Source organism: Corynebacterium incognita, assembly GCF_014217255.1.
Classification (GTDB): domain Bacteria; phylum Actinomycetota; class Actinomycetes; order Mycobacteriales; family Mycobacteriaceae; genus Corynebacterium; species Corynebacterium incognitum.
This window is the reverse complement of sequence record NZ_CP059404.1, coordinates 488,629-502,768: the sequence shown is the minus strand read 5'-3', so window position 1 is coordinate 502,768 and position 14,140 is coordinate 488,629. Positions and strand designations below refer to the sequence as shown.

Below are 14,140 nucleotides of genomic sequence, written 5' to 3'. Positions count from 1 at the left end.
CTACTTCGCGCGGCCGAAGCGGGAGGAGTCCGCGCGCTCCCAGTCAGCACGCCACTCTTGCGGCGCGGTGCCGTCGAGAAGCGCGCCGTCGTCCAGCCACTGGTACATCTCCGCATATGACGGGTTCTCGGACGTCGAGACGCGGCGGCGCAGCATGTCTGGGGTGAGGTCCTTCGGGTCCGTCACGCCCATCGACGCCATGAGCGCCAGCGCCGAGCGCACCGTGTTCTTCTGGTAGTAGTACACGCGGTCGCCCTTGTCCGCCACGTCCAGGGAGCGGGTGAAGCGCGGGTTTTGCGTCGCGACGCCCACCGGGCACTCGCCCGTGTGGCACACCTGCGCCTGGATGCAGCCGACGGCCATCATCATCGCGCGGGCAGACATCGTCGCGTCCGCGCCCTGGATGAGGCGGGCCACGATGTCCTTGCCGCGGGCAATCTTGCCGGCCGCGGTGACCACGACCTGGTCGCGCAGGCCCGCGCCCTTCAACGCGTTGTGCACGGTGAGCAAGCCCTCGGTCAGCGGGAGGCCCACGTAGTCCGTGAAGTCGCGGTTCGCCGCGCCGGTGCCGCCCTCGCCGCCGTCGACGTCGATGAAGTCGGGGCCGTCGTTAAGCTCGACCATGGCCTTGCAGATAGCCAGCACGTCCACGCGGTCGCCCACGCAGAACTTGATGCCCACCGGCTTGCCGCCGGAGAGCTCACGCAGCTCCGCGCAGAAGCGCACGAGTTCCTCCGGGGTGGAGAATTCCTTGTGGTAGGACGGCGAGATGCAGTCCACGTCCTGCGGGATGCCACGGATGTCCGCGATTTCCTGGGTGATCTTTTCCTTGGGCAGGTGGCCGCCCACGCCCGGCTTTGCGCCCTGGGACATCTTGATGGCCACCATCTTGACGTTGGGGTGCTGCGCCTTCTCCGCGAACAGCTCGCGGTCCAAGCGGCCGTCCTCGGTACGGGCGCCGAAGTAGCCGGAGCCAATCTCCCAGATGAGGTCGGCGTCGTACTTGAGGTGGTACTCGGTGAGTCCGCCCTCGCCGGTGTTGTGTGCGAAGCCGCCCTTGGCGGAGCCCTTGTTCATGGCCAGCACGGCGTTGGCGGACAGGGAACCGTAGCTCATCGCGGACACGTTAAGCAGCGACAAGTCATAAGGTTGCGTGCAGTGCGGGCCGCCGACGCGCACGCGCGGGGCGATCTTGGGTGCGTCGACAGGCGCGAAGGAGTTCACCAGCGTCTCGTGGCCAATCTCCTCGAGCTGGCGCTCCGTACCGAAGCCCGCGACGGAGTCCAGGTCCTTCGCGTTCTCGTAGATCGCGGAGCGGGTCTCGCGGTCAAACGGGCGGCCGTCATAATCCGGCTCGATGAAGTACTGCTGAATCATCGGGCGGGCGTGCTCCATCATGTAGCGGGCACGGCCCACGACGGGGTAGCTACGCAGGATGGAGTGCTTCTTCTGGGTGAGGTCGTAGGCGGTGAGCCCGCTCAGGCCGGCGGCCGCGGCGCCAGCAACGTACTTGAAGATCTTCGAGCTGCTAGAGCCCTTAGAGCTTTGTCCCATGAGTATCGTCAGTGTCCTTGTTTCGGGTGAGAATGGGGGGAATGTCTCGCACTATGGTAGGACAGATTGTTCAACTTGGACGAACTCGCTGCCGATAAAGCTAATTCCACCCCTCAACACACATGTAGACCTGTCCCTTTAGTGGGCACAGGGGCTAATTCGGGGGTAGGTTCAGCGGCGCGATCTCCTCGTCCCGCACCCGCAGGTCATGCCCCGGTTCCAGGGGGCCCACCAGTACGTCGTTGATGGCGTAGTCCAGCGATTCCAGGGCGTCCTCGCCGGCGCTGACTACCTCAATCTCCCCGCTTTCCGACGCCCCGATATACGCCCCGCCCAACGACACCACGTCCCCGTCCGTCGGGTGCGCCGCCCGCAACGCCGACCACAGCCGCGCCGACCAACGCGGGCTCGCCAGCACCACCCGGTACACCACATCGCCCGTCGCGTGCGCGGCCGTCCACTCGTGGCGTGGGGTCCAGGGGTGGTGGGAAGGGGAAGATGGAGAATCGGAAGGAGGCAGGTAAGAGTCGTCCATGAAGGAAAGTATGGCACAGTGTAAAGGGACGGAATGGAGGCCCACGTCACCAGACACGGCCACGATTCACCTCGACATCGTTGGCGAAGTTGAGTAACAAGCAGGGAGCAGTGCGGAATGCCCGTGACCAGGCTGCTAACTTGAGGAAGCCCTTGGGCGCGCGATACCTTCAAAATAGCCAGGTGTTTCGGCGATGAGACCTAAACACTCATCAAGAAAGCCCTCGTGCAAACCCGTTTTGAACAGAAAGTCATCGAGGGCCGCAATAGCCACCAGCACCGAGTTACCGTCGTACTGCCCACACTGCTTTGTGGCCCTTTCTTGATATTCGGTGGTATCGATGCCTGATCTTGGATAAACAGGTTCCACATTCTGGAGTGATGAGTGCATCTGTTTCGGAGAAAAGTAAAAGATTTGAGGTGCCCCGCGAGGTGCGTCTGTTTTACCCCTACGAGGTCACAGGCGTTCTTATAGACTTTGCCTCCGTCATTGCGATAGGCGATGGCTTTGGACAACGTGCCAAAAGACACAACTTCAACCGCTGCCCAAACCGGTACTTGCTTGACAATAGCAAAGCGCCCCTCACATCTTGCGCTGAACTGACGAGAAGCTCGGAGGGGGTATCTGTTAAGTCCTAATAAAACCCAACTTGCGCAATGTGAAATGCGTGATTCGCAGTAATTCAGAGCCGGCGCGGGCTACTTTTGACCGCCCGAAAGTGAGAGTCGTGTGGGAGTGCGCGAAGGCAAAACCCCTCGACGTCACAGGGGAATCGTCGAGGGGTTGCTTGACTTCTAGCGACTAGCAGTCGTAGTACAACTCAAACTCCAGCGGCGTCGGGCGCACGCGCTGGGGCTCGATTTCGCGGTCGTACTTGAGCTTGATGTAGGAGTCGATGAGGTCCTCGGTGAACACGTCGCCCTCGGTGAGGAAGTCCATGTCGGACTCCAGCGCGTTGAGGGAAGCCTCCAGGGAGGTCGGGGCCGTCGGGATGGACTTGGCCTCCTCCGGCGGGAGCTCGTAGAGGTCCTTGTCCACCGGGGCGTGCGGCTCAATGCGGTTCTTCACGCCGTCCAGGCCAGCCAGCATCATCGCGGCGAAGCCTAGGTACGGGTTACCAGAGGCATCCGGGGCGCGGAACTCAATGCGCTTGGCCTTCGGGTTGGAACCGGTGATCGGGATGCGCACTGCGGCGGAGCGGTTGCGCTGCGAGTAGACCAGGTTGATCGGGGCCTCGTAGCCCGGCACCAGACGGTGGTAGGAGTTCAGCGTCGGGTTGGTAAACGCCAGCACCGCGCCGGCGTGCTGCAGGATGCCGCCGATGTAGTAGCGGGCGATGTCAGACAGGCCCGCGTAACCCTCCTCGTCGTGGAACAGCGGCGTGCCGTCCTTCCACAGCGACTGGTGGGCGTGCATGCCGGAGCCAGCCTCACCAGCAAGCGGCTTAGGCATGAAGGTGGCGGTCTTGCCGTTGAGGAAGGCCGTCTGCTTCACGATGTACTTGAAGGTCTGGATGTCGTCCGCCGCGTGCAGCAGGGTATTGAAGCGGTAGTTGATCTCCTGCTGGCCGCCGGTGCCGCACTCGTGGTGGAAGCGTTCCAGCTCAAAGCCAGCCTCAGCGAGGTTGAGCGCCATCTGGTCGCGGACCTCCACCGTCTGGTCGTGCGGTGCGGTGGGGAAGTAGCCGCCCTTGACGCGGTTCTTGTAGCCGCGGTTGAGGCCGCCGTCCAGGTCGGTTTCCTTGCCGCGGTTCCACCAGCCCTCGTCGGAGTCCACGTGGTAGAAGGAGGAGTTCAGGCCGGCCTCGTAGCGCACGGAGTCGAAGAGGTAGAACTCGGCCTCAGCACCGAAGAAGCAGGTGTCTGCAACGCCTGTCGACGCCAAGTATTCCTCAGCCTTGCGGGCGATGTTGCGGGGGTCGCGGCTAAACGGCTCGCGGGTGAACGGATCGTGGACGAAGAACTTGATGTTCAGCGTCTTGGCCGTGCGGAACGGGTCCAGCATGGCGGTCTTCGGATCCGGCAGCAGCATCATGTCGGATTCTTCGATGGTGGTGAACCCGCGGATGGAGGAACCGTCGAAGGCGAAGCCTTCTTCAGCAGTTTCTTCGTTGAACTGCGATGCGGGGATGGAAATGTGATGTTCGGTGCCGGGTACGTCGGTAAAACGCACGTCAACGAACTGGACATCTTCGTCCTTAATGAACTTGACGATGTCCTGCACGGTCTCGAAGGCCACGGGAAGTATCTCCTCTAGGTTTGTGTTGCCAGTCGGTTTTACCCCTCCTAGCCTACAAGGTTGCGGGTTGTGGTTGGGGTAGTCCCTCAAGTTTTGGTGTGGCTCATCCCACAGCTGTGGAGTAGTGGTGGGCGTTCTTTGCCCCGGGGTGTGAAACGGCTAGATTGTTAATCATGTCTGAACACAAGCGCAGTTGGCTCGACGGCCCGGCCATCCCCGGCGAGCATGATGACGGCACCCCGGGCCGGTGGCCGGGGGAGAAGCTCGGTGTGCCGAAGTCGGGCTCGGGGGCGCTGGCGCCGGTGGGTCGCCGTGCGTTCGGCGTTCTCATTGACTGGCTCATCGCCGCCGGCATCGCTGCGGTGATCGTGAACTTCACGGGCGCGCTAGGTGATGTCTACACGGCTACGTACCTTATCTGGCTCCCGCTCGGCATCCTCTCCGGTTGGTTGTTCGCGCGTACCCCGGGCATGGCAATGCTGGGCATGGGCGTGGCGCGTGTCGACGTCCCGTCCGAGCGCGTGGGCTTCTGGCGTGCGGCGGTGCGCACCGTACTCACCGCGTTCTTCTTCCCGGCCGCGATGGTGGATCACGACGGCCGCGGCGTCCATGACCGCGCTACGGGTACTGCGGTCATCTTGTCCTAGCTCTTACTTGTCATTCAAACGATCGCTTGTTTAACAAGCGTTCGTTTGATAATGTCGGGGGCATGGTTCAATCTGCAATCTTTCACCTGCCTTTATCCGATTTAACTCCGCTGGAACAAGCGAAGTTGCTAGCTCCAACTCTCGCGGCCTTGTCCGATGAGAAACGCCTCGGCATCGTGTTGACGCTTGCGGAGCGCCCAATGACTAACCGGGAGGTTCACGAGGTCACCGGAATGAGTCAGGCACTGGTCAGCCACCATCTGGCAGCGCTGCGGAAGTCGGGGGTCGTCGAGTCCGTGCCGAAGGGCCGCGCAACGCTCAACTCGATTTGCTGTGAACAGCTCGCGGAGCCGGTGAAATGGTTGGCTCACATTGCCACATTGACTCCGGAGGGGCAGAAAGCCTGCTGCGTCGAGACGCCCGCTTCGTCGAACTTAGGACCACACAATGTGGCCATGGGGAGCGACGATGCTTGAAGTCGTTCAGACCTTTGCCGTCCTGTTCGCCGAGCTGTTTGTTCTCTTCCTCGGGGTGTCCTTCCTCGTTGCCTTAGTGAATCGACGGTGGGGGCCGCAGCGGATTCAATCATGGCTCGCTGGAGGGAAAGTTCCTGCGGAGGTTAAAGGGCTAGCCTTGGGAATGATTACCCCATTCTGCTCGTGCTCGACGATTCCTATGTTCGTTAACATGCTCAACTCTGGCGTCGGTTTTCGCACAGCAGCGACCTTCCTGATTTCGTCCCCTTTGCTCAACCCCATCATCGTCTCTGGCATGTGGGCGTTGTTCGGTGGGCGAATTGCACTCAGTTACGCGGCGATCATGGTTATTGTTTCTCTGATCATCCCGGTCCTGTGGTCGGTTCTGGGGCTGGAAGGCCACATGAGGCGCGTCAAGGTGCAGGGAGGCAAAGTCGGCGACGACGCCCCCTGGCAGGGCGTGCGGAAAGAATCGCCCGTAGCGCTGCGTACTGCGTGGGAGGATCTTCGCCCGCTCTTGCTGCCCATGACGATCGGCGTGGCAATTGGTGCGTTTATCTACGGGGCAGTTCCCGCGGAATCCCTTCAGTTTTTGGTCGGCGATGGAATCTGGTGGCTCGTTCCGCTCGCTGCCGTAGTAGGGATTCCTCTCTACGTCCGTCTGGAAACCATGCTGCCGATAGGAATGGCGCTTTCTGGAGCCGGGGTTGCTGTAGGACCAATCTTTGCCCTGATGGTCGGTGGGGCGGGGGCCTCGCCGCCGGAGCTGTCCATGCTCTCGGCCGTCTTCAAACCGAAGCTATTGGTCGGCTTTGTGGCATCTATCGTGAGCGCCGCCGTCATCGCAGGCTACGCCATGACGTTGCTTGCGTAACTATGTCAACGCGAAAGAATACGGAAAGGATTAACAAGAATCATGGGATTTAAAGACCTATTCAAAAAGAACCAATCACAGGATTGCTGTGCCGTAGAAATCGTTCCCGACGAAGGGGAGGAACAGGAGACCGGCGGGCAGGCGACTGATTGCTCGACAGAGGAATCAAAAGGCTGCGAATAACCGCTAGGTTGTTGGGCTTTCATGCTCCCATGAAAGATGCACAAAGCCGCAGGTATTCCCGGCGGCTTTGTGTTGAGCTGGTGCGAAGGCGCTTTGGCGCCGTGACGCGCTACTTCTTCTTGCGGTCGGCCATGCGGCGCATGCGGCGGTTCATGCCCGCCATGTTCTGCGCCTGCTTCGGCATCGGGCCCTTTGGCATGCCTGGGGCACCACCGGCGCCCGGCAGGTTGTCCATGGCCTCGATCTTGCGGGCAATCTCGTAGGTCTGGTCCTTGCTGTAGTTGCGCGGCAACTTCATCAGGTGGCGCTGCAGTTTGGAAATCGGGACCTCGTCCTCGCCGGAGCCGACGTAGACCTCGTGGATGGGCACGCCGCCGGCGATGCGGTCAATGCGCTTGCGCAGCTGGCCCATAGTGGGGGCCAGGCGCTTGCGGTCGCCCTCGCCGACCAGGATGACGCCCGGGTTACCGATGACGCGGTGCACCAGGTCCTGCTGGCGGGTGGCGGCGATGCCGGACTTGGCGATCCATACGATGCCCACCGTGTTGCGCATGTTCTCCAGCGCCCAACCAGCCGCGCCCGGCTGGTCTTCGACGCGCTTGTACATGTCGCGCTCCAGGCGGCGGGTGAAGATGAACATAGCCAACACTGCGCCGAGCAGCAGGCCGACGATGAGCATGACCCACTGGCCGTTGAACAGCAGGCCGATGAGGAAGAAGAGAAGTCCCAGGCCCAAAAACGCCAGCAGCATGAGCGGGATGAGCGCCTTGTCCTGCTTGCGTTGCAGGTTGAACGCCTGCCACATCTGGGAGCGGGTCTGCTTGCCTTGCGCGCGCTTCGCGGCGCGCTGTTGCTTCTTGGCAGCCTTTGCTGCTGCCTTGTCATCGCCTTGTGCCATGCGTCCTACTTTAGGCGGTCAGCGGCCGAAAGCAACAACCGCCACCTAGGCGCGTGCGGCGCGGGTGGTGACCGGGGTCTCCTCGGACGGGCCGTACTTCTCCAGCAGGGTGGATGCTTCCTGCGCGGTGGCGCCCTGCGAGGTCTCCTTCAGGTGGCTCAGGTGCTCTGGGATCTCCAGGCCGCGGGCCTCCATCGCCTGGGTGTACAGGCGGCCGGCGCGGTAGGAAGAACGCACCAGCGGGCCGGACATGACGCCGCCGAAGCCCAGCTCCTTGGCGATCTCGGAGTACTCGATGAACTCCTCCGGGCGCACCCAGCGCTCAATGGGGTGGAAGCGCGGGCCCGGGCGCAGGTACTGGGTAATCGTGATGATGTCCGTGCCGGCGTCGCGCATGTCCTTGAGCGCTTCGATGACCTCTTCGCGGGTCTCGCCCATGCCGAGGATGAGGTTGGACTTGGTGATCAGGCCAAAGTCGTGCGCCTGGCGCAGGACGTCCAGGGAACGCTCGTAGCGGAAGGCCGGGCGGATGCGCTTGAAGATGCGCGGCACGGTTTCCAGGTTGTGGGCGAAGACCTCCGGGCGGGCCTCGAAGACTTCCTGCAACAGGTCCGGCTTGCCGGAGAAGTCTGGGGTGAGGTTCTCCACGCCGGTGTTCGGGTTGCGCTCGTGGATCTTGCGGACGATTTCCGCGTACAGCCACGCGCCCTCGTCGGGCAGGTCGTCGCGGGTGACGCCGGTGATGGTGGAGTAGTTGAGGTTCATCTCGCGGATTTCCTCAGCCACACGCCGCGGCTCGTCGCGGTCCAGCAGACCCGGCTTGCCGGTCTTGATGTCGCAGAAGTCGCAGCGGCGGGTGCAGGTGTCGCCGCCGATGAGGAAGGTGGCCTCGCGGGACTCCCAGCATTCGTGAATGTTCGGGCAGCCAGCCTCCTGGCACACGGTGTGCAGTCCCGCGCCCTTCACCTTCTTCTTCATGTCTTCGTATTCCGGGCCAGTCTTGACCTGGTTACGAATCCAGCGTGGCTTGGACTCGATAGGAGTTTCTGCGTTGCGCTTTTCCACGCGGAGCAGCTTGCGTCCCTCAGGGGCTACAGTCACTGGTGCTTCCTGCCTTTAGACAACAATGGTTAAAGATTTTCGGTGTATCGCTTCTTGCAACGCTATCAAACGCCGCGGTATTTCTTTATTTATTCTTCCGGGGGATTTTCGTCGGATCCGGGGCGGAGGCGAACGTATGGTCTGCTACCTGGCGACGGCCCTCGAGGGTCTCAATGAGGGCGTCGAGAAGCGGGTCCGTGGCCGCGTCCACGGTGACGTCGCGGCCCAACTCCAGGGCCAGGGTGGTCACGTCGGCGTCGTCGATGCCGCAGGCCACAATGTGATCGTAGTAATCCAAGGTGTTATTGCAGTTGAGCGACAGCCCGTGCATGGTTACGCCCTGCGTGATGCGGATGCCGAGGGCGGCGAGCTTGCGATCGCGTGTCGACGCCGCGGGGTCCGCGGCCCGGGTGGTGCCCGGGACCCAGACGCCTGAGCGGCCGTCGATACGCCCGGCGGTGGTTACCCCCAGCTGGCGGACGGTATGGATGAGGGCCTCTTCGAGGCGGCGGACGTAGTCCACGACGTCCACGGGGTTGGCGAGCTTGATGAGCGGGTACATGACCAGCTGGCCCTCGCCATGCCAGGTGATGCGGCCGCCGCGATCGACGTCGACGACCGGAAGGCCGTTGGTGGGCCGGTCCTCCGGCTGGGTGCGCTTGCCCGCGGTGTAGACGTTGGGGTGCTCCAGCACCAGGATGGTGTCCGGAATCTCGTCCGCGGCGCGCTGGGCAACCAGGTCGGACTGGAGGGTCCACGCCTCCTCGTAGTCGACGCGGCCGAGGCGTCTGATATCAATCTCGCCGTGCTTAGCGGCAGCGCGGATGGACTTGTCCGCAGGGAAGAAGGGATCGCGGGGTGCAGTCATGGCATCCATCATAGGAGCCTGCACGGCGTGGCTTTGCCCCGGATACACCAAAGCCACCCAGCAGCACGGTGAGCTGGGTGGCAGTGGTAAAAGGAAAGCGGATTAGACGCCGTTGGCGGCGGCGTACTCGTCAGCGGACATGACCTCGCCCACCTCGGAGACCTCCACCTCGAAGAGCCAGCCCTCGCCGAAAGGATCGTTGTTGATAACGGAGTAGTCATCGTGCACGCCCTCGTTGACGGCGGTGACGGTGCCGGTGACCGGGGAGTACAGATCGGAGACCGACTTGGTGGACTCCACCTCGCCACAGGTCTCGCCGGCGGTGATGGTGTCACCTACGGCAGGCAGCTCGGCGAAGACAACCTCGCCCAGGCGCTCGGTGGCCACGGAGGTGATGCCGATGCGAACGGTCTTGCCCTCGATGGCGTCAGCGGCGGCGTTGATCCACTCGTGGTCCTCGGAGTAAGTGAAGTCTTGTGGCAAGGATGCCATGGCGGTAGTCCTCTCTATGAAAGTAAGGGGGATTTCTCTTTTAGGGTAGCAGCGCGGGCGCGCCCGGGCTGCTATTTCTCGCGGGAGTAGAACGGGGTCTGCGCCACGGTGAACGGGTAGCGCTTACCGCGGATGTCCACCTCGACCTCCGCGCCGGGCTCCAAGCCCGCGGAGGTCTCCAGGAGAGCCAGGGCCACCGGGTAGCCCAGGGTCGGCGATGGCTGACCGGAGGTCACGGTGCCCACCAAGGTGTCGCCGACGTAGACCTCGGCACCCGCGCGGGCGGCGCGGCGCTGCTCGGAGGTCAGTCCGGTGATCGTTACCTTCGGCCCCTCCTCCGCGCGCTGGCGCAGCACCTCGGCACCCACGAAGTCCGCTTCCTTCTTGGCGAAGGCGCGGGCCATACCGGCCTCCACCGGGGTGATGCCCCGGGATAGCTCGTTGCCGTAGAGCGGCATGCCGGCCTCCAGGCGCAGGGAGTCGCGCGCGGCCAGGCCACACGGCAGGATGTCGTACTCGGCACCAGCCTTAAGCAGCTCGTTCCACACGGTGGCAGCGACGTCCTTGTAGACGTAAATCTCGAAGCCGTCCTCGCCGGTGTAGCCGGTGCGCGCGATGATCGCGTGCTCCTTGGCCACCTGACCGGAGGTGGCGGCGTAGTACGGCAGCTCCGCGACCTCTTCCTGCTTGGCGTCGTTGACCAGCGGCACGAGGACCTCCATGGCCTTCGGCCCCTGCACGGCGATGAGCGCGACGGTCTCGTTCTCGTTGTTCAGTTCTACGTCGAAGCCCTCGGCGCGGGCGTTGAGCTCGTCCCAGACCACCTGGGCGTTGCCCGCGTTGGGGACCACCAGGAATTTGTCTTCCTTGAGGCGGTAGGAGATGAGGTCATCGATGATGCCGCCCTCGGCGTCGCAGATCATCGAGTACTTAGCCTTGCCCACCTTCAGCGGCTCCAGGTTGGAGATGAAGCAGTAGGACAGGAACTTGGCGGCGTCGGGTCCGTTGACCCAGATCTCGCCCATGTGGGACAGGTCGAACAGACCCACGGAATTACGTACCGCGCGGTGCTCGTCCAGTTCGTTGCCGTACTTCAGCGGCATGTTCCAGGGGCCAAACGCGGTGAAGGTGGCGCCCAACTTCTCGTGCTCCGCGTGCAGCGGCGAGTTCTTGAGCTCGGCGTTGTCGGTGTTGTCGGTCATGTGTTTCTCCTCAGTTGTGGTGGGTAGGAGCGGGAGCGGAGGCGGTGGGGCCCGGTCGCTTAGGCGTCCATCTCGAAGGCCTCTGGCGGCGGGCAGGAGCAAACCAGGTTACGGTCGCCGAAAGCCTCGTCCAGGCGGCGGACCGGCGGGAAATACTTGTTGCCGCGCAGGGACGCCACCGGGTAGGCGGCCTGCTCGCGGCCGAAGGAGTACTCCCACTCGTCGCTGGTCACGGACTCGGCGGTGTACGGCGCGTTGTGGATGACGGATGCCTCGTACTCGACCTTGCCGTCGATGATCTCCTGGATCTCCGCACGGATGGAGCGCATCGCTTCAATGAAGCGATCCAGCTCGCCCAGGTCCTCAGACTCGGTGGGCTCCACCATCAGGGTGCCGGCCACTGGGAAGGCGAGGGTGGGGGCGTGGAAGCCGTAGTCCACCAGGCGCTTGCATACGTCCGCGGCGGTGACACCGGATGCGTCAGTCAGCTCACGCAGGTCCAGGATGCACTCGTGGGCCACCAGATCCTCGTTGCCGGTGTAGAGCACAGGGAAGGAGTCATTGAGGCTGCGCGCGATGTAGTTCGCGCCCAGGATGGCGTGCTTCGTGGCGTCGGTGACGCCCTCGGTACCCACCATGGCCAGGTAGGCCCAGGAGATGGGGAGCACGCCCGCGGAGCCGTACTTGGTCGCGGTAATCGGAACGCCGGTGCCCACAGCCGCCGGGGTGGCGGGGTCGACGTCCGCGGATGCGGCGTCGGTAGGCAGGAACGGAATGAGGTGCTCAGCCACGCCGACCGGGCCCACACCCGGGCCGCCGCCACCGTGCGGGATGGTGAAGGTCTTGTGCAGGTTCAGGTGAGAGACGTCGCCGCCGAACTTGCCCGGCTGCGCCAGGCCAGTCAGCGCGTTCATGTTCGCGCCGTCGATGTAGACCTGGCCGCCCGCGGCATGCACCTTGTCGCACACCTCGCGGACCTCGGGGTCGAACACGCCGTGGGTGGACGGGTAGGTGATCATGATGCCGGCCACGTGCGCGCCGTGCTGCTCCAGCTTGGCATCCAGATCCGCCATGTCGATGGAGCCGTCGTCCGCGGTGGCCACGACGGCCACGCGGAGGTTCGCCAGCGTCGCGGACGCGGCGTTGGTGCCGTGCGCGGAGGCCGGGATGAGCACGACGTCGCGCTCGTTGTCGCCGTTGGCCACGTGGTAGCGGCGAATCGCCAGCAGGCCGGCCAGCTCGCCCTGGGAACCGGCGTTCGGCTGGATGGAGACCTTGGCGTAGCCGGTCAGCTGCGCCAGCCATTCCTCCAGCTCAGCGATGAGCTCGCGCCATCCCGCGGTGGTGTCCTCCGGGGCGTACGGGTGGATACCCGCGAACTCCGGCCAGGAGATCGGCTCCATGGCCGCGGTGGGGTTGAGCTTCATGGTGCACGAGCCCAGCGGGATCATGGTGCGGTCGAGCGCCAGGTCGCGGTCGGCGAGCTTGCGCAGGTAACGCAGCATCTGGGTCTCCGAGTGGATGGTGTTGAAGATCTGGTGGGTGAGCACCTCGCTGGTGCGCTGTACGGATTCGTCCAGGCCCGCGGTTGCGGCGTCGGCAGGCACGAGAGCGCCGGCGGCGTCGGCGTTGAGCTCGGCGCCGAACGCACCGGCCAGGGCGGCGACGTCCGCGGCGGTGGCGGACTCGCCGAAGGCGACGGAGACCTTGTCCGCGCCGATCGCGCGCACCAGGTAACCCGCCTCCTGGAGCGTGGCGACGATCGCCTGCGCATCCACGCCGGTAACGGTCACGGTGTCAAAGAACTGCTCGGCAACGACGCTTACGCCCGCACCCTTGACGGCCTCCGCGAAGGCGACGGCCAGGCCGTGGACGTGGGAAGCGATCTGCTTCAGGCCTTCCGGGCCGTGGTAGACGGCGTACATGGACGCCACGTTGGCCAGCAGCGCCTGCGCGGTACAGATGTTGGACGTCGCGCGCTCGCGGCGGATGTGCTGCTCACGGGTCTGCAGCGCCAGGCGGTAAGCCGGACGGCCCTCGGCATCCTTGGACACGCCGACAATGCGTCCCGGGATCTGGCGCTTGAGCTTCTCCGTCACGGCCATGAACGCGGCGTGCGGGCCGCCAAAGAACATCGGCACGCCGAAGCGCTGCGAGGAACCCACCACGATGTCGGCCCCCAGCTGGCCCGGGGCCTCGAGCAAGAGCAGAGACAGCGGATCAGCCACTACGGAGACCTGCGCGCCGCGGCCGTGGACCTCCTCAGCCAGCTGGCGGAAGTCAAACACGTCGCCCTCGGTGGAGGTGTAGGCCAGCACGACGCCGACGATGTCCTCGCCGACCAAGCCCTCGGTGAGGTTGGTGATCTCCACCTCGAGGTCAATCGCGCGGGCACGCTCGGACGCCACGGCCAGGATCTGTGGGTGCAGACGGGAATCCAGGACGACGCGGCGGCCCTTCTTCACGGTGCGGGACATCAGCCCCACGGCCTCCGCGACGGCGGACGCTTCGTCGAGAAGCGAAGCATTAGCGATAGGAAGGCCGGTCAGATCCTCGATCATCGTCTGGAAGTTCAGCAGCGCCTCCAGGCGGCCCTGCGAGATCTCCGGCTGGTACGGGGTATACGCGGTGTACCAACCAGCGTCCTCCAGCAGACCGCGGCGAATGACGGCGGGGGTGAGGGTGTCGTAGAAACCCTGGCCGTAGAAAGACTTCAGCACCACGTTCTTGGACGCGTACTCCCGCAGGCGGGCCTGCGCATCCGCCTCGGACAGTGCGGGCGGCAACACCGGGGCTTCCTCGGCGCGGATGGACTGCGGGATGGCCGCATCCACCAGGGCGTCAAGGGAAGAGTAGCCAACCGTTTCCAGCATGGTGGCCTGCTCAGCGGCATCGGGGCCAAGATGGCGGGAAATAAATTCCATGAATTGTCTCCTTGGATAAGGGGTGCGAAAGCCGTACTAATGCTCCAGTATATGGGTGCAGAGGGGTGCGTAAATCAAAAGTTCAACATTTGGCATTTTTGGGTGTGGCACCCACGGTGGGGGCAGTGCCTGAATGCATAAAAACCGC

14 protein-coding genes and 1 pseudogene are annotated in these 14,140 nt (G+C 63.8%); 4 read left to right on the top strand and 11 right to left on the bottom strand.

Going from position 1 to position 14,140, the window contains the following annotated elements:
• The 5 genes and pseudogenes from H0194_RS02360 to glnA form a co-directional block, all read right to left on the bottom strand.
• On the bottom strand, positions 1 to 1,554 hold the full coding sequence (locus H0194_RS02360) for an FMN-binding glutamate synthase family protein (RefSeq protein WP_185176277.1): 1,554 nt from the start codon (positions 1,552 to 1,554) through the stop codon (positions 1 to 3).
• Between the two features lie 154 nt (positions 1,555 to 1,708).
• A complete protein-coding gene (locus H0194_RS02355) occupies positions 1,709 to 2,089 on the bottom strand; it encodes a hypothetical protein (protein WP_185176276.1) in 381 nt (126 codons plus the stop codon).
• Between the two features lie 135 nt (positions 2,090 to 2,224).
• Complete coding sequence (locus tag H0194_RS10920) at positions 2,225 to 2,458, bottom strand: hypothetical protein (RefSeq protein WP_246389014.1); 234 nt, start codon at positions 2,456 to 2,458, stop codon at positions 2,225 to 2,227.
• A 53-nt stretch (positions 2,459 to 2,511) separates the two neighbouring features.
• Positions 2,512 to 2,619: pseudogene (locus tag H0194_RS11125) on the bottom strand (Abi family protein); the annotation flags it as partial.
• A 271-nt stretch (positions 2,620 to 2,890) separates the two neighbouring features.
• A complete protein-coding gene (glnA, locus tag H0194_RS02345; RefSeq protein WP_185176274.1) occupies positions 2,891 to 4,327 on the bottom strand; it encodes a type I glutamate--ammonia ligase in 1,437 nt (478 codons plus the stop codon).
• Positions 4,328 to 4,500: 173 nt separating this feature from the next.
• Between glnA and H0194_RS02340 the strand changes: the two genes are divergently transcribed.
• The 4 genes from H0194_RS02340 to H0194_RS02325 all read left to right on the top strand — a co-directional run bounded on the left by H0194_RS02340 (position 4,501) and on the right by H0194_RS02325 (position 6,507).
• Positions 4,501 to 4,974 (top strand): RDD family protein, encoded by a 474-nt coding sequence (locus tag H0194_RS02340; protein ID WP_185176273.1) that lies wholly within the window; start codon positions 4,501 to 4,503, stop codon positions 4,972 to 4,974.
• A gap of 62 nt (positions 4,975 to 5,036) precedes the next feature.
• Positions 5,037 to 5,450 carry an ArsR/SmtB family transcription factor gene (locus H0194_RS02335; protein WP_185176272.1) on the top strand — a complete coding sequence of 138 codons (414 nt, stop codon included), beginning with the start codon at positions 5,037 to 5,039 and terminating at the stop codon, positions 5,448 to 5,450.
• Positions 5,443 to 6,324, top strand: a complete 882-nt coding sequence (locus H0194_RS02330) for a permease (RefSeq protein WP_185176271.1) — start codon at positions 5,443 to 5,445, stop codon at positions 6,322 to 6,324. The genes H0194_RS02335 and H0194_RS02330 overlap by 8 nt, the downstream gene beginning before the upstream one ends.
• Positions 6,325 to 6,366: 42 nt before the next feature.
• Positions 6,367 to 6,507, top strand: a complete 141-nt coding sequence (locus H0194_RS02325) for a hypothetical protein (protein ID WP_185177017.1) — start codon at positions 6,367 to 6,369, stop codon at positions 6,505 to 6,507.
• Positions 6,508 to 6,616: 109 nt separating this feature from the next.
• Here the strand turns inward: H0194_RS02325 and H0194_RS02320 are convergent, their stop codons facing one another.
• The 6 genes from H0194_RS02320 to gcvP form a co-directional block, all read right to left on the bottom strand.
• Complete coding sequence (locus H0194_RS02320) at positions 6,617 to 7,405, bottom strand: DUF4191 domain-containing protein (protein WP_185176270.1); 789 nt, start codon at positions 7,403 to 7,405, stop codon at positions 6,617 to 6,619.
• Between the two features lie 45 nt (positions 7,406 to 7,450).
• Positions 7,451 to 8,506, bottom strand: a complete 1,056-nt coding sequence (gene lipA / locus H0194_RS02315; RefSeq protein WP_246389012.1) for a lipoyl synthase — start codon at positions 8,504 to 8,506, stop codon at positions 7,451 to 7,453.
• An 85-nt stretch (positions 8,507 to 8,591) separates the two neighbouring features.
• Entirely contained in the window at positions 8,592 to 9,374 is a 783-nt protein-coding gene (gene lipB / locus H0194_RS02310; protein ID WP_185176269.1) for a lipoyl(octanoyl) transferase LipB, read from the bottom strand.
• Positions 9,375 to 9,476: 102 nt separating this feature from the next.
• The gene (gene gcvH / locus H0194_RS02305) at positions 9,477 to 9,866 is read right to left on the bottom strand and encodes a glycine cleavage system protein GcvH (protein ID WP_185176268.1); all 390 of its coding nucleotides are present in this window, start codon (positions 9,864 to 9,866) and stop codon (positions 9,477 to 9,479) included.
• A 71-nt stretch (positions 9,867 to 9,937) separates the two neighbouring features.
• The gene (gene gcvT, locus H0194_RS02300; protein ID WP_185176267.1) at positions 9,938 to 11,068 is read right to left on the bottom strand and encodes a glycine cleavage system aminomethyltransferase GcvT; all 1,131 of its coding nucleotides are present in this window, start codon (positions 11,066 to 11,068) and stop codon (positions 9,938 to 9,940) included.
• Positions 11,069 to 11,127: 59 nt separating this feature from the next.
• Positions 11,128 to 13,992 carry an aminomethyl-transferring glycine dehydrogenase gene (gene gcvP, locus H0194_RS02295; protein WP_185176266.1) on the bottom strand — a complete coding sequence of 955 codons (2,865 nt, stop codon included), beginning with the start codon at positions 13,990 to 13,992 and terminating at the stop codon, positions 11,128 to 11,130.
• Between the last annotated feature and the right edge of the window lie 148 nt (positions 13,993 to 14,140).

Coding starts and splice junctions, on each gene's coding strand:
- H0194_RS02360 (WP_185176277.1), bottom strand. CDS start 1,554: ATGGGACAAAGCTCTAAGGGCTCTAGCAGCTCGAAGATCTTCAAGTAC.
- H0194_RS02355 (WP_185176276.1), bottom strand. CDS start 2,089: ATGGACGACTCTTACCTGCCTCCTTCCGATTCTCCATCTTCCCCTTCC.
- H0194_RS02340 (WP_185176273.1), top strand. CDS start 4,501: ATGTCTGAACACAAGCGCAGTTGGCTCGACGGCCCGGCCATCCCCGGC.
- H0194_RS02335 (WP_185176272.1), top strand. CDS start 5,037: ATGGTTCAATCTGCAATCTTTCACCTGCCTTTATCCGATTTAACTCCG.
- H0194_RS02330 (WP_185176271.1), top strand. CDS start 5,443: ATGCTTGAAGTCGTTCAGACCTTTGCCGTCCTGTTCGCCGAGCTGTTT.
- H0194_RS02325 (WP_185177017.1), top strand. CDS start 6,367: ATGGGATTTAAAGACCTATTCAAAAAGAACCAATCACAGGATTGCTGT.
- H0194_RS02320 (WP_185176270.1), bottom strand. CDS start 7,405: ATGGCACAAGGCGATGACAAGGCAGCAGCAAAGGCTGCCAAGAAGCAA.
- lipB (WP_185176269.1), bottom strand. CDS start 9,374: ATGACTGCACCCCGCGATCCCTTCTTCCCTGCGGACAAGTCCATCCGC.
- gcvH (WP_185176268.1), bottom strand. CDS start 9,866: ATGGCATCCTTGCCACAAGACTTCACTTACTCCGAGGACCACGAGTGG.
- gcvT (WP_185176267.1), bottom strand. CDS start 11,068: ATGACCGACAACACCGACAACGCCGAGCTCAAGAACTCGCCGCTGCAC.
- gcvP (WP_185176266.1), bottom strand. CDS start 13,992: ATGGAATTTATTTCCCGCCATCTTGGCCCCGATGCCGCTGAGCAGGCC.